Source organism: Chryseobacterium wanjuense, assembly GCF_900111495.1.
GTDB lineage: Bacteria > Bacteroidota > Bacteroidia > Flavobacteriales > Weeksellaceae > Chryseobacterium > Chryseobacterium wanjuense.
The window spans coordinates 257,128-270,747 of record NZ_FOIU01000001.1 but is presented as its reverse complement, the minus strand read 5'-3'; the positions used below and the strand labels follow the sequence as shown (position 1 = coordinate 270,747).

14 protein-coding genes are annotated in these 13,620 nt (G+C 36.1%); 7 read left to right on the top strand and 7 right to left on the bottom strand.

Annotated elements, in window-relative coordinates:
• Nucleotides 1-163 precede the first annotated feature (163 nt).
• The 6 genes from BMX24_RS01155 to BMX24_RS01130 form a co-directional block, all read right to left on the bottom strand.
• Nucleotides 164-1,903 carry an OstA-like protein gene (locus BMX24_RS01155; RefSeq protein WP_089790261.1) on the bottom strand — a complete coding sequence of 580 codons (1,740 nt, stop codon included), beginning with the start codon at nt 1,901-1,903 and terminating at the stop codon, nt 164-166.
• Nucleotides 1,904-1,906: 3 nt separating this feature from the next.
• Complete coding sequence (locus BMX24_RS01150; protein ID WP_027374694.1) at nt 1,907-2,380, bottom strand: Fur family transcriptional regulator; 474 nt, start codon at nt 2,378-2,380, stop codon at nt 1,907-1,909.
• A 67-nt stretch (nt 2,381-2,447) separates the two neighbouring features.
• On the bottom strand, nt 2,448-4,442 hold the full coding sequence (locus BMX24_RS01145) for a KUP/HAK/KT family potassium transporter (RefSeq protein ID WP_089790260.1): 1,995 nt from the start codon (nt 4,440-4,442) through the stop codon (nt 2,448-2,450).
• A 123-nt stretch (nt 4,443-4,565) separates the two neighbouring features.
• A complete protein-coding gene (locus tag BMX24_RS01140; protein ID WP_089790259.1) occupies nt 4,566-5,546 on the bottom strand; it encodes a pyruvate dehydrogenase complex E1 component subunit beta in 981 nt (326 codons plus the stop codon).
• Nucleotides 5,547-5,655: 109 nt separating this feature from the next.
• Nucleotides 5,656-6,075, bottom strand: coding sequence for a DUF2147 domain-containing protein (locus BMX24_RS01135; RefSeq protein ID WP_089790258.1), 420 nt, complete (start codon nt 6,073-6,075; stop codon nt 5,656-5,658).
• Between the two features lie 151 nt (nt 6,076-6,226).
• The gene (locus BMX24_RS01130) at nt 6,227-8,158 is read right to left on the bottom strand and encodes an LTA synthase family protein (protein WP_089790257.1); all 1,932 of its coding nucleotides are present in this window, start codon (nt 8,156-8,158) and stop codon (nt 6,227-6,229) included.
• 178 nt (nt 8,159-8,336) lie between these two features.
• Between BMX24_RS01130 and BMX24_RS01125 the strand changes: the two genes are divergently transcribed.
• From BMX24_RS01125 to BMX24_RS01105, 5 genes are all read left to right on the top strand, one after another.
• Nucleotides 8,337-9,050, top strand: coding sequence for a CDP-alcohol phosphatidyltransferase family protein (locus tag BMX24_RS01125; protein ID WP_089790256.1), 714 nt, complete (start codon nt 8,337-8,339; stop codon nt 9,048-9,050).
• A gap of 94 nt (nt 9,051-9,144) precedes the next feature.
• The gene (locus BMX24_RS01120; RefSeq protein WP_089790255.1) at nt 9,145-9,909 is read left to right on the top strand and encodes a 3'-5' exonuclease; all 765 of its coding nucleotides are present in this window, start codon (nt 9,145-9,147) and stop codon (nt 9,907-9,909) included.
• 3 nt (nt 9,910-9,912) lie between these two features.
• Nucleotides 9,913-10,311 (top strand): putative signal transducing protein, encoded by a 399-nt coding sequence (locus BMX24_RS01115; protein WP_089790254.1) that lies wholly within the window; start codon nt 9,913-9,915, stop codon nt 10,309-10,311.
• Between the two features lie 307 nt (nt 10,312-10,618).
• Complete coding sequence (locus BMX24_RS01110; RefSeq protein WP_089790253.1) at nt 10,619-11,224, top strand: fumarylacetoacetate hydrolase family protein; 606 nt, start codon at nt 10,619-10,621, stop codon at nt 11,222-11,224.
• 59 nt (nt 11,225-11,283) lie between these two features.
• Complete coding sequence (locus BMX24_RS01105; protein ID WP_089790252.1) at nt 11,284-11,721, top strand: universal stress protein; 438 nt, start codon at nt 11,284-11,286, stop codon at nt 11,719-11,721.
• A 74-nt stretch (nt 11,722-11,795) separates the two neighbouring features.
• Here BMX24_RS01105 and BMX24_RS01100 read toward each other — a convergent pair whose 3' ends face one another.
• Nucleotides 11,796-12,029 (bottom strand): DUF6341 family protein, encoded by a 234-nt coding sequence (locus tag BMX24_RS01100; protein ID WP_089790251.1) that lies wholly within the window; start codon nt 12,027-12,029, stop codon nt 11,796-11,798.
• 42 nt (nt 12,030-12,071) lie between these two features.
• On the opposite strand from BMX24_RS01100, the gene BMX24_RS01095 reads away from it, so the two are divergent.
• Together BMX24_RS01095 and BMX24_RS01090 are read left to right on the top strand one after the other, a co-directional pair.
• Nucleotides 12,072-12,977 carry a DUF6427 family protein gene (locus BMX24_RS01095; RefSeq protein ID WP_089790250.1) on the top strand — a complete coding sequence of 302 codons (906 nt, stop codon included), beginning with the start codon at nt 12,072-12,074 and terminating at the stop codon, nt 12,975-12,977.
• A 6-nt stretch (nt 12,978-12,983) separates the two neighbouring features.
• On the top strand, nt 12,984-13,568 hold the full coding sequence (locus BMX24_RS01090; RefSeq protein WP_089790249.1) for a DUF3109 family protein: 585 nt from the start codon (nt 12,984-12,986) through the stop codon (nt 13,566-13,568).
• Nucleotides 13,569-13,620: the final 52 nt, after the last annotated feature.

Below are 13,620 nucleotides of genomic sequence, written 5' to 3'. Positions count from 1 at the left end.
CACCATCCATTGAATAAATGGGTGAAAAAAAGTTTTTAACATTAATCATAAAATAGCATTTTTAACCCCTTACCTTAAAGGATTTCCATAAAATAACTCACCATTTCCTATCAAGAAAATGGTGAATTTATATTTTTTCCGAAAATTTTAGATTAAAAAAATCTTATCGTCTTACACGTTTTGGCTTTTTCGCTTCCTCTTTCGCTTTCTCCTTCTCAACAGCTTCCTGAGCTTTATCGTATAAAGTATTATCGGATTCGTATTTTATTTCAGGATAATTTGGAGTATCCACAAGGATATCCTGCCATTTCATAATGCGGTCTTTGGTATTCCAGTTGAAATCCGGAAACTTCCTCCTTGCAGGTTCTATTTTACTCATAGGATACGTGTCGGAAGTAGCGCCGATATTGCATTCTACAACATATAATGCTCTTTCTTCGAAAATCGCATCAATAATTCCGCATGAGGTAAGAGAAATCCCTATTCTTTCTTTTTCTTTGGTCTGCCCATTTACATCATCAGAATAGCTGATGGCTTGTGCGTTCCCGATGACCTTGGCTTCTTTAATATTATTGTCTTCCCCATAATAAACCGTCATCAGCTTTCCTTTAACCTGGTTGAATTCATCCTTCATATTCAGAGAATCCACTTTACTGATGGCAAAGGCATTTCCGATCACTTTCAGAGAGTCTATGCTTTCTTTTTGGGTATCAAAATAAGCTTCCACCTTATCTCCGGTCACCTGTTTTCCGTCGCTCCAGAGAATCGGCTCCCTGAACATATGCATGATTCCATCCGTTTCGTTGAAAGCAATAGAATCGGCTCTTCCCTGAGCGTTGGATTTATACATTCTTGCTTTTCTGAAAGCCCGAAGGAAACTTTTTTTGACTTTGATATCAGCTGAATCCGGTCTCTGGAAAGAAATAATTTTCTCCGCCGCAAAGTACATGGAATCTTTCTCCAGCGCTTTTACCGCGTATGGATTTTTAGTTATCATCGCAGAATCTTTCTTTTCAAAAATTTCTCCGTAGCCTCCTTTTATCCATCTTCTTTCCTTAGGATCGTCAAGCATTACATTTCCGGTTGCTTTTCCAAAACCTGTCAGCTGGTTGTAGTACATATCGTCACCGGTAAGAATTTTATCATTATAAAAAATCTTGGAATTTTTATTAAGATAAGCTTCTTTGGTATTCATTTTATAGGTACCTCTTTCCGTGTATACCCTGTTTTTGGGATTGGCGCGGTTAGTAATCGTTGTCGGTCCGAAAAATTCGGCAACTTTTGTATTTTGATTTTGCTTGATATTATCGCCTTCGATGATATAATCCTTGCTGTCAATTTTTACTTTTCCGGTGAAATCGATCAGTTTGGTATCCAGAAAATAGGTTGCGGATTTTGTATACATGGTACTTTGTCCGTCTGTAATCGTTCCGCCTGTATTGAAATAAGCCTGATTTGAAAGCCTGTCATAATACATTATATCAGTTCTGATCGTCTGTTTAGGATCAGTAAGCACGACATTTCTTCTTGCAATTCCTTTTTGAGTATTGCCGTCATACTCCATTTCTTCCGCTGTAATCACGGAACCGTCTGTATTTTGAAGCTTAACATTACCAATGGCTTTTACAAAGTTTTGACCTTCGTAAACGATCACTTCATCTGCCGTAAGTACCGAACCCTGATGCTCAAACTCTACGTTTCCTTTAAAATAAGGGTTTCCGTCATACTTTTCATCTTTTCGGAGCTCATCAGAATGCCTGTGCTTCACTTTCTCAGCAGGGGGAGCATTCTTTTGCGGAGTCGCCGACGGTGTAAAATACGGATCCTTTTGCAAAGGTTTCGGCTGATCCTGAGCAAAGGTAAGTGTTGAAATAAAAACTAATAAAACAAAAATCAGCCTCATTGATTAATCATTCTTGGTGCCATAAAAATACAGCGAATGAGAATCAATTTTTACGCCAAATGCTTCTTCAATTGCTTCTTTGATCCCTTGAATTCTTGGGTCGCAAAACTCAATAATTTCTTCAATCTCCTTATCCGAATCTTTTTTGTAAATCACCAAATGGTCATGCTGCTTGTCAAAATAAGATTTTTCGTAAGATGAAGAGGTAAGAGTTTTTTCCCCGAACTGATGCTTACGGATCAATCCTGCATCAAGGAAAATCTCAATAGTATTGTAAATTGTCGCTTTGGAAACGTGGTATTTCTTCTGCATCATAAGCAGATACAGATCATCAACATTGAAGTGATGATCCATATTATAAATTTCTTCTAATATCGTATATCGTTCAGGAGTGTTTCTGAAACCCTTTTCCAATAGGTAGTTTCTTAAAACATCTTTAATTAACGCAATATTTTTTTCTTTTTGTACAGTATCCATCAAAAAAATTATCTACAAATTTATTGATTTTTATTTAAATAAATATTGGATGGTTGTGTTAAAGAATTTAACTCTTATGACGGATAAATTCACACTGCTCTATTTTGGATTTGCCTACACAATCTTCTGTCATAGGCGCAGATTCCACGACTACATTGTGTGAAGTGATCCCCCACGCTTTGAAGTCGTCACTACCGATATATTTAACAAAATTGTAGATATTTAAGATAATTTTCTCTTTTACGGTCAAAAGAATATCGTTGATATAGGTATTATCTATGATAACATACTTCAAATCCGGCGGAATATTATGGGCTCTCAATGAAGGGTGGCTGCTTCGTGAAGGAATGGTTCCATCTGCCATCAAATCCCTTAAAACCATATCAAAATAGTCATTAATTCTTCTGTCGATCTTAAATCCTAACATGAAATTAATTTTATAGATCGTTCCCGGAAGCACCTCATCCACAGCATATTTGAAAGTATACGGATCTTCCTGATTGGTAATGCTCAGGATAAAATAATGATCTGCCCTTTTCGGTTGTTTCTTGATAATGGAATAGATAATTTTTGATTCTATCTCATCATTTCTTTTTGCACGGCTCAGGTACGCTAGGTTGGTAGCATACTTAGGAATCGTTTCATCCAGCTTCATATCTTTAATGATAGGAATATAATTCTCCAATTTAATAAACTTGATGAATTTTGTTTTGATCGATCTCCCATTGTACCAAGCATACATACAGATTCCTATGAATCCTCCTAAAACCACGGTAATCCAACCTCCTTCCAAGAATTTGATAATATTGGCACTGAAGAATCCTAATTCTATCGCCAGGTAAACCAATGCAAAAACAAGGATTAGCAGCTTATTTACTCTATGTTTTAATAGCCAGTACACAAGTAGAATAGTGGTCATCAACATCGTAACCGTAATGGAAAGACCATAAGCAGCTTCCATTTTCCCCGATTCTTTAAAGTGAAGAACCACAATAATACAGAACAATAAAAGTCCCCAGTTGATTCTCGGAATGTACATCTGACCTTTCACCCCTGAAGGATAATCGATCTTCTGATTCGGCCACAAATTCAGTGACATAGCTTCAGAGAAAATCGTAAATGATCCTGTAATCAAAGCCTGGCTCGCGATGATCGCTGCTGCCGTTGCCATGATTACCCCCGGAACGATCATCCATTCTTCCATAATTCCGAAGAAAGGATTGATTGCTGAAAAACCAGGTTTATTATAATTGGTTAGAAGCCAAGCTCCCTGTCCAAGATAATTTAAAATCAACATTATTTTTACAAATCCCCAGCTTACTCTGATATTTTTTGCCCCACAGTGACCAAGATCCGAGTAGAGCGCTTCTGCACCCGTTGTACAAAGGAAAACTGCACCCAGAATGATAATTGCACTCGGTGAATTGACAATCAGTTTATACGCATAATAAGGATTAAATGATCTTAAAATTTCAAGATTTTCGCTTAAATGAGAAAAACCTAACCCTCCTAAAACCAAGAACCAAACTACCATCACAGGTCCGAAAAACTTCCCGATAAAACTCGTTCCGAATTGCTGAACCACAAAAATAACGATCAAAATCCCAATCGTAATAGGAACTACCGGAGTATGAGGATTATATATTTCAAGACCTTCGATCGCAGACATCACCGTAAGAGAAGGTGTGATCACGCCGTCTGCAATAAGTGCCGCCGCTCCTACAATAGCGATAAGGTACAGCCAGCCTTTTTTAAGATTTTTAACCAAAGAAAATAATGCCAGAATCCCGCCTTCTCCCTTGTTATCTGCTCTCAGAGCAATAATCACATATTTGATCGTTGTCTGAAGGGTAAGCGTCCAGATGATACATGAAAGAGCTCCTTCGATGTATTCGTTAAAAGGCATTGTGGAGCCCTCTCCCCTTGCATTCACGATTGCTTTCATTACGTAAAGCGGTGAAGTACCGATATCCCCGAAAACAATTCCAAGAGAAACTAAAACCCCAATAAAAGAAAGCTTTTTGATGTCAAAGTGATGACCGCCTTCAGTAACTTCTGCCATATCAGCTAATTTTAAATTTAAAAGCGCAAATTTAAATCAAATTTACAACCCTATGAATTTTTATCCATGAATATAATAAATGAAAAAACTTCCTTTCGGAAGTTTTTCTCTATAATCATCTTATTACTTTACGTACATTGCTTTTTTAATTTCCTCTTTTACTTTTTCAAGTTTAGGGAACCATTCTGCAAATAATGCAGCTGAGTACGGTGCAGGAGCATCAGGAGTAGTAATTCTCTTGATAGGAGCATCCAAATAATCGAATGCTTTCTGCTGTACCATATATGTAATTTCAGAAGCAACAGAACCGAAAGGCCAAGCTTCTTCCAACACCACTAATCTGTTTGTTTTCTTCACTGATGCCAAAACTGTATCATAATCCAACGGACGAACAGTTCTAAGGTCGATCACTTCTACAGAAATACCTTCTTTAGCCAAATCTTCAGCAGCCTGAATAGCCAGCTTCATGATTTTACCGAAAGAAACTAACGTAACATCAGTACCTTCTTTCTTGATATCTGCTTTCCCGATCGGGATGTAGTATTCTTCTTCAGGAATTTCCATTTTGTCTCCGTACATCTGCTCAGATTCCATGAAAATTACCGGGTCATTATCCTGAATAGCTGTTTTCAACAATCCTTTTGCATCATACGGGTTTGAAGGTACGATTACTTTCAAACCAGGGCAGTTGGCATACCAGCTTTCAAAAGCCTGAGAGTGAGTTGCTCCCAATTGCCCTGCAGAAGCAGTAGGACCACGGAAAACGATAGGACAGTTCCACTGACCACCACTCATCTGACGGATCTTTGCAGCATTGTTGATAATCTGATCAATTCCTACCAAAGAGAAATTGAATGTCATAAATTCTACGATTGGTCTGTTCCCGTTCATTGCAGCTCCCACAGAAATCCCTGCGAAGCCCAACTCAGCGATTGGTGTATCGATTACTCTTTTAGCACCAAATTCATCCAGCATTCCTTTTGAAGCCTTATATGCACCATTATATTCTGCAACTTCCTCCCCCATTAAATAGATGGATTCATCTTTACGCATTTCCTCGCTCATTGCTTGTGCAATTACCTCACGAAAAGTATATTCTGCCATATTCTTTTGAAAAATTAGAGTACAAAAATAATACTTTTTTATGATACATATAACAAAAACGACATCTCATTTAAATGAAATGCCGTTTATTAATTTTTATTTAGCTCGATTAGTTAGCTTTCTGCCAAATCTGTGTTCTTCCGATTAAAGATAAACCGATATATCCTCTTACATTCAGATTATCTCCGTTTCTTGTAATCGTGCATTTGTAGGTTTTTCCTGTTTTTGGGTCGGTGATTGTACCACCTGTAAACTCATTGCCGTCTTTTTTCAGACCTCTGATGATTTCCATTCCCAGAATAGGCTTGTTTTTTCTGTCGTCTTTACAGTTTACACAATTAGCATTTTCGGGTTTTATCAATAGCTGTGAAATTTTACCATAATATTTTCCGTCAGATTTTTTATAGATTTCTACAAGAGATTTTGCCTGCTTTGTTTCATCATCTATAGTCTTCCATTTTCCTTCGATCTGTGCAAATGACATTACACTGAAAAGTGAAAGGACAAGTGTCAATAATAATTTTCTCATATTCTTTATAGTTTTAATTCCAATAAAATATTTTTGTTGTCTAATTACTGTTAAAAATATAAATTAATTTCAAACAAACAAAAACTTTTATTATACTAGGCATATATAACAAGAGGTATACCAAATTTTGAAATTAAACATCTGCCAAACACTAATACATCTTTCTATTGATCACCCTGTTCATATAATCCTGATACCAGGCTTTTGCAATCTGTTTTCCTTTTTCGGTTTCGGGATTGTTTTTTAACTGATCCATCAGGTTTTTTTCCAGACCAAGATCTGTTTTATCAAAAATTCCGACCACATTTTTCCCGTCGAAACGGTAAATATAATTCCCAATGATAAACTGTTCCACCGTCCCGTCAGAATTAGCAATAATGGCAGGATACTGCTTTTCACTTACCAAACTTCTGCCCCAGCTTCTGATCTTTTTATTATATCCGATTAAGTCTGCCAAGGTCGGATAAATATCAATTTGCTGGGCAAATTCATTATTTACTCCTTTTAAATGATATTCAGGATTTGGAGAATAAAAAATTAAAGGAACTGCAAAACGATTCATAATCTTCTCGTATTCGGAATAATATACTTCATTCGTATGATCTCCTGTAAAGACAAAAATCGTATTGTTGAACCACGGTTGTTTTTTAGCTGTTTCAAAGTATTTTTTAATCGCATAATCTGTGTATTGAATCGGCTCATGCATCTGATTTTTCCCTTTTTTGAACTTCCCATTATATTTTTCAGGAATTTTAAAAGGATGATGTGAGGAAGCCGTAAAAACCGTCGCCATAAAAGGTTGCTTTTTACCTACATTTTTAGCAAAATACTGTAAAAATGGTTCATCCCAAATCGCCCACATTCCATCAAAATCATTATCGTTGTTGTACTCTGTTTTTCCAAAATAGTGTTTAAAACCAAGAATATTTCCAAAACCTAAAAACCCCATCGAACCGTTCGGAGCACCGTGATAGAACGATGTATCGTATCCCATCTCATTACACACCGAAACAATGGACTGAATTTTCTGGTTGGAATAAGGCGAACTTGTAAAAGCATCCGTAAGACTCGGAATTCCGGCCAATACAGAGCTCATCCCATGAATCGACTGCCTTCCGTTGGCAAAAGTATTCGGAAAAATCAGGCTTTGACTCGCCAAACTATCGATAAAAGGCGTATAAGAAACATAATCCTTAATATTTTTATCTTTATTAAAAGCCCCGGAGTATTCTCTGCTAAAAGATTCAACAATGAAAATAACAATGTTGGGTTTATTTTCTATTTTTCTGTCATAAATTTTATAAGGTTGGATATTTTCATCAATAAATTTTTCATCAACGAAATGGACTTCTTTAAAATTATTCGTATTTAATGTTCTGAAAAACGAAAACGTACTATTCAGAACCACATTTCCCTGAGCCGGAAGTTTAGCGAAGCGGTTTGCATCCACAAGATTGATTGGTCTTGTACTGTGCTTAAAATCCCCACGAATTCCGCCAACCGCCAAAACCGCCACCAGACAAAGCGTAAGAACCGACCATATAAAATATGGAACCAGCTTCACAGGCTTCTGCTCCGTAATCTTCACTTTTTTATACAGATAGACCCAAAGCCACATCAATACAACAAACCATAATAAAACATAAGGATTCTGGATCATCGAAGCCGTAAAAACCCGAAAAATATTGTCTTCGTGCTGTGCTACCTGAAGTGCCGCAGAAGTAAGTCTCATCTGGGAAAATTTGAAATACACAAAATCCCCAAAATTCATGGTATAGGCAATTCCGTTGGTAATAAAATATAGCCAGAAAAGAAATTTTTGGTAGCCTTTTTTAGTATTAATAATAATGGGAATGATGCTTAAAAAGATAAACAATGCATTGACATATAAAATTGCCGTAGTATCAAAAGCAGTTCCGTGGTAAGAAAGGCTGAAATAATCTGAAACAGAATCAATTTTTATCAATCCTTTATTGAAATACCAGAACAAAAATCTTGCAATCTGGTAGAAAAAGTAAGCTAGAAAGATCCTGTACAACAGGACAATAACTTCCTGTTTTCTAAATTCTTTAAAAAATTTCATGTGCAAATTTACATTAAATTCACATAAAATTAATTTAGCAATGTAGCAGTATAACAATCTAACAATAATAACACGCTATGAATCTCTTAATCAGTAACCTGATATTGTTACATTCCTAAATTGATAAATTGGTACATTGGTACATGGATAAATGGGTTTATTGTTTAATTTTGTAATTATGAATTTTATTAAAAATAATCTTGCCAATGCCATCACATTAGGAAACCTCTTTTCCGGTTGTGTAGGGGCGATTCATCTTATTTTAGGTGATTATCAAACGACTGCGATCTGTATTATTCTTTCGCTGATTTTAGATTTTTTTGATGGTTTTGTGGCTAGAGCTTTAAAAGCAAATTCTAATTTGGGAGTGCAGCTGGATTCTTTGGCGGATATGGTGAGCTTCGGATTGGTTCCGGGACTCACGATGTACGCTGCGTTGGAACCATTCGGGAATATTTTTCTGGGAACCGGACTTCCTTTTGAAATCAAATACTTAGGATTATTTGTGACCCTTTTTTCATGTTTAAGACTCGCTATCTTCAATTTGGATGAAGATCAGAAATATTATTTTAAAGGTTTGAATACGCCGTCAAATACCATTTTAATTTTAGGATTATATTATGCTCAGAAAGAAGGAGGAGCTTTTACATTTTTGTTTGAAAATCCTTTATATTTAATCCTGATTACAGCAGTTTGTTCGTGGCTTCTGGTCAGTCCGATAAAAATGATCGCGATGAAATTCAAATCGATGAAGCTGCAGGACAATTATCCTAAACTGGCTTTGCTGATCGGTGCAATCATTATTTTAATTATCTTTAAAACTGTCGGAATTCCGATGGTGATTATTTATTATATTTTAATATCAATTATTTTTCAGAAACAATTTAATTAAGTTATAAGTTTTGAGTTATTAGTGACAAGTTGGAAAATACACGACTTTATTTTAACTCATAATTCATAACTTTCAACTCATAACTTACAAAAAAATGAATTTAAAACTACATAAACCCCTTTGTATCTTTGATTTAGAAACGACAGGAACGAATATAGGAAAAGACAGAATTGTTGAAATCTGTGTTTTAAAAGTCAATCCCGACGCGTCCAGAGAAAGCAAAACATGGAAAGTAAATCCTGAGATGCCAATTCCGAGAGAATCCAGCGAAATCCACGGGATTTATGATGAAGATGTGAAAGATGCCCCTACTTTCAGGGAAATTGCTCCAAAAATCATGGAAATGCTTTCCGGAAGTGATTTGGGAGGATTTAATTCCAATCGTTTTGATGTTCCTTTGTTAGCAGAAGAATTTCTGAGGGTGGGAATAGATTTCGATTTAAGCAAATTCAGATTAGTAGATGCTCAAACCATTTTTCATAAAAAAGAACCGAGAAATCTGAGTGCAGCTTATCAGTTCTATTGTGGAAAAACGCTTGAAAATGCCCACTCCGCGGAGGCTGATGTGATGGCAACTTTTGAAGTTCTGGATGCGCAGGTCGGAAAGTATGACGACATTCCTAATGAAATTGGGCCTTTGAGTGAATTTACATTCCATAATAAGCACGCTGACTTAGCAGGATTTATTGGATATAATGAAAAATCGGAGGAAGTTTTCAACTTTGGAAAATACAAAGGACAATGCGTGAAAGTGGTCTTCCAGAAGGATCTCGGATATTTCGGATGGCTTCAGAATGCGGAATTTCCGCTGTATACAAAGAAGGTTTTTACAAAAATTCAATTATCAAGTAAATTTTAAAAAATGAGCGAGCTGGTTAAGTTTAAATTTTATGAAACGGCTCTTCAAGCCAACAGAGACAAACAGATTCTGGCTGAAAGCGGTATCAATAGCTTTATCGCGAATGAACAGCTGATTCAGTCGGATTGGCTGCTTTCTCAGGCGGTAGGTGGTATTCAGCTGCAGGTTTTTGAAGAAGATCTGGAAAAAGCAAAACAAACGCTTCAGGATTATAAAGATAATGAAGAATTTTCTTTGGAAGTAGAACATACGGTTGAAAATCCTGATTTTGATTTTGTATGTCCGAAGTGCGGTTCCAACCATATTTACAGGGATGACAGTGCAACGAGCTTCTTTGGGGTTTCAATCCTGACGAGCCATAAGTTTGTGTGTTATTATTGTGGGAATGAGTTTATGCATTAGAATTAAATAGATGCTTCGACAGGCTACGATGTGTAAAATTGTATAAAAAGATAAAAAGGGTGCGTAAATCAAACCTAACAGGTTTTGAAAACCTGTTAGGTTTATCTAGCCCCAATAGAAACGGTTACCCCGCAACTAGAAGTGGGAGAATTGGAGGATTCAGCTGTTGGAGCGCGTTGGAGTGAGGAGTATGAGTGGATAGTGGGAAATAGCTCCTTAAAAAAAATAAGTAATGAGTAATTAAGAGATCGCTTCGTCGCGTTGCTTCCCGCAATGACGAACACGATACAATTATAAATAAAAAACTATGAAAATAATCTGCATAGGAAGAAATTACAGCGAACATGCAAAAGAATTGGGAAATGAAGTTCCTGAAAATCCGGTGATTTTTATGAAGCCGGATACCGCAGTTTTGAAGGGAAATGATTTCTATATTCCTGAGTTTTCAAACGATGTTCATTATGAACTGGAAGTTGTGGTGAAAATTTCGAAAGGAGGAAAATACATCCAAAAAGAAACGGCGCACAAACATTATGAAGAAATCGGTCTGGGAATCGATTTTACGGCAAGGGATCTTCAAGGCGAATTGAAGTCTAAAGGCCTGCCTTGGGAGCTTGCAAAAGGTTTCGACGGTTCTGCAGTGGTAGGAAATTTCTTTAAAAAAGAAAACTACAATCTTGAATCTCTGAATTTCTCATTATTAAAAAACAAAGAAAAAGTGCAGGACGGAAACACGAAAGATATGATTTTCCCTATTGATGATATCATTGCTTTTGTTTCTCAATACTTTACGTTGCGAGTGGGTGACCTGATTTTTACAGGAACTCCAAAAGGCGTAGGAAAGGTGGAAGAAAATGATATTCTGGAAGCTTACCTTGAAGATGAAAAAATTCTGGATATCCGAATATTATAAGTAATTTAACATCACTTTTGGCATAATTTTCCTATCTTTAATTATCAAAATTATTGGTTATGATAAATATTGTATTACCCGTAGATTTTGGGGACAAAACAGAACAGCTTGTAGACGGAGCAGTAAAATTCGCCAAGCAAGTAAATGGTAAAATTTTCCTGATCCACGTGGCGCCTTCGGATATTGGATTTGCCATTGGTGATATGGGATTTCAATATTTTCCGGAAGTTGAGGAGAACGAGATCAGGGAAGAACTGATCCAGCTCAATAAAATTGAACAAAGGATCGTTTCTCACGACATAGATTGCGAACACCTTCTAAAACAAGGTATTGCAAAAGATATTATTCTGGAATACGCCAATTCGAAAAATGCAGACTTCATCGTCATGGGCTCACACGGAAGAAGCGGAATCTATGATGTTTTCGTAGGAAGCTTAACGAAAGGAATCACAAAAGACTCGCGAATTCCTGTTTTAGTACTTCCTATTCACGAATAAAATTTTAATCGTTAATAATAAAAAAGCCGACCAAACATAAGTTTTGATCGGCTTTTTACTATATAACCAATTAATTAACCTTCTTTTTTATAGATTTTCGGATCGTAGTAAGGATTCTTACCTTCCGTTGGAGAATAATAGTCTTTGTCTTTGTCGCCACCTAGTGAAACCACCAGAACATAGCACCAATACGTAAATAATACGCAGCAAACAATAAATAGAATCCAGTTTATAACATTACCGAAAGCATCAAAGAAACCGAAAGACCATTTGAAAACTTTGCTTAAGAATAGAAAGAAAGACGTCATTATTTTCCTTTTTTAAATTAACTTTGTACAAATTTATAAAAAATGTTTAAATTACTTTCAAAAGAAAGCAATATTTTTTCAATTCCTGTTTATATTGGTTTTCTTCTTTTAATAGTAATATTTTTTAACATACTGAATTTCAATACTTATGAAGCAATTATTGCCGGAATTACCTTCCTGGGAATTGCTTTGGGATATTTCTGTTTTCACAGCATTGCGCTTAATTATCAGACGCATCTGCCATTATTTCTCTATACTTTTTTTGTTTTTGGACTTTATCCGGGCAATTTGGATATAGGAATTGCGGTGTCTCTGCTTACCAATTCGTTCCTTTTGTTGCTCTTAACGAGTACCAATGAAGATATCAGAAAAAAATCCTACGTTTTGGTAGGAGCTATCGTAGCACTGAATTTTATTTTTCTTCCTACGACCTGGCCAATGGCTGTTTTTGTGATCATTCACGTGATTGCGACCTCGGAAAGAATTGTTTTAAATCTTTTCAGGTTTTTATTAGGCATCATTTTAATCGCTTTCAGCTATTTTTCCCTGATGTTTTTTATGAATTTTACCACCTGGAATATTAATTATTTCCCTTTTGGAAAGATAAAGTTCGTGACAGATTATACAGGATTATTTCCTTTAATTCCGATTGTTGTAATGCTTATTTACGCAGTATACGATCATTTTAAAAATTACAATAAAAAGAGCCCGATAAGCCGTTACAAATACACATTTTTGTTGGTTTTCTCGGTAGCACAGCTGGTTACTATTATTCTTTACATGAATAAAAGTTATGAATATTTACTGCTTCTTGCCTTCCCTTCAACGATTATCATCAGCAGGATGTTGAAATTTTTGCCGAAATACTGGATGCAGGAAGTGAGCTTATGGTTGATTATTTTTAGTTTAATCGGTTTTAAAGCCGGAACTTATTTTGATTTATTTTAAAAGATTATGATTCAGATAGACGATAAATTGATCTCCGAAGAAATTTTTTCAGAAGAGTTTGTTTGCAACCTTACAAAATGTAAAGGTGCATGTTGTGTGGAAGGAGATGTAGGAGCTCCTTTGGATAAGGATGAACTTGAAATTTTAGATAATATTTTTGATAAAATTAAGCCCTACCTTACCCAAGAAGGCATTAAAGCCCTTGAAGAACAGGGAACATGGACGACCGACCCTGTGGACGGAATGTATGTAACCCCGATGGTGGAAAACCGCGAGTGTGCCTACGTCACTTTTGATGAAAAAGGAATCACCAAATGCGGTATTGAAAAAGCATATGAAGATGGGGCCATAGACTGGCAAAAGCCGATTTCGTGCCACCTCTACCCGATTCGTGTAACAGAATATTCTTCTTTTACCGCTTTGAATTATCACGAATGGAATGTATGCAGCGATGCCTGTGTTCTAGGAAAAGAATTGCAGGTTCCGGTATACAAATTCCTGAAAACTCCGCTGATCAGAAAATATGGTGAGGAATTTTACGGTGTTTTGAGTGATGTTGCCGAGGAGTGGAAGAAGGAGTTTGGAGCGTAGTTGAGGTGGAGGTTTTTTTGTTGATTCCTGCGAAAAGACAAAAATATTTAAA

What these genes read in the sequence shown, in the direction of transcription:
- BMX24_RS01155 (WP_089790261.1), bottom strand. Translation starts at nt 1,903, where the DNA reads ATGAGGCTGATTTTTGTTTTATTAGTTTTTATTTCAACACTTACCTTT.
- BMX24_RS01135 (WP_089790258.1), bottom strand. Translation starts at nt 6,075, where the DNA reads ATGAGAAAATTATTATTGACACTTGTCCTTTCACTTTTCAGTGTAATG.
- BMX24_RS01120 (WP_089790255.1), top strand. Translation starts at nt 9,145, where the DNA reads ATGAATTTAAAACTACATAAACCCCTTTGTATCTTTGATTTAGAAACG.
- BMX24_RS01100 (WP_089790251.1), bottom strand. Translation starts at nt 12,029, where the DNA reads ATGACGTCTTTCTTTCTATTCTTAAGCAAAGTTTTCAAATGGTCTTTC.
- BMX24_RS01125 (WP_089790256.1), top strand. Translation starts at nt 8,337, where the DNA reads ATGAATTTTATTAAAAATAATCTTGCCAATGCCATCACATTAGGAAAC.
- BMX24_RS01105 (WP_089790252.1), top strand. Translation starts at nt 11,284, where the DNA reads ATGATAAATATTGTATTACCCGTAGATTTTGGGGACAAAACAGAACAG.
- BMX24_RS01110 (WP_089790253.1), top strand. Translation starts at nt 10,619, where the DNA reads ATGAAAATAATCTGCATAGGAAGAAATTACAGCGAACATGCAAAAGAA.
- BMX24_RS01150 (WP_027374694.1), bottom strand. Translation starts at nt 2,380, where the DNA reads ATGGATACTGTACAAAAAGAAAAAAATATTGCGTTAATTAAAGATGTT.
- BMX24_RS01130 (WP_089790257.1), bottom strand. Translation starts at nt 8,158, where the DNA reads ATGAAATTTTTTAAAGAATTTAGAAAACAGGAAGTTATTGTCCTGTTG.
- BMX24_RS01145 (WP_089790260.1), bottom strand. Translation starts at nt 4,442, where the DNA reads ATGGCAGAAGTTACTGAAGGCGGTCATCACTTTGACATCAAAAAGCTT.
- BMX24_RS01115 (WP_089790254.1), top strand. Translation starts at nt 9,913, where the DNA reads ATGAGCGAGCTGGTTAAGTTTAAATTTTATGAAACGGCTCTTCAAGCC.
- BMX24_RS01095 (WP_089790250.1), top strand. Translation starts at nt 12,072, where the DNA reads ATGTTTAAATTACTTTCAAAAGAAAGCAATATTTTTTCAATTCCTGTT.
- BMX24_RS01090 (WP_089790249.1), top strand. Translation starts at nt 12,984, where the DNA reads ATGATTCAGATAGACGATAAATTGATCTCCGAAGAAATTTTTTCAGAA.
- BMX24_RS01140 (WP_089790259.1), bottom strand. Translation starts at nt 5,546, where the DNA reads ATGGCAGAATATACTTTTCGTGAGGTAATTGCACAAGCAATGAGCGAG.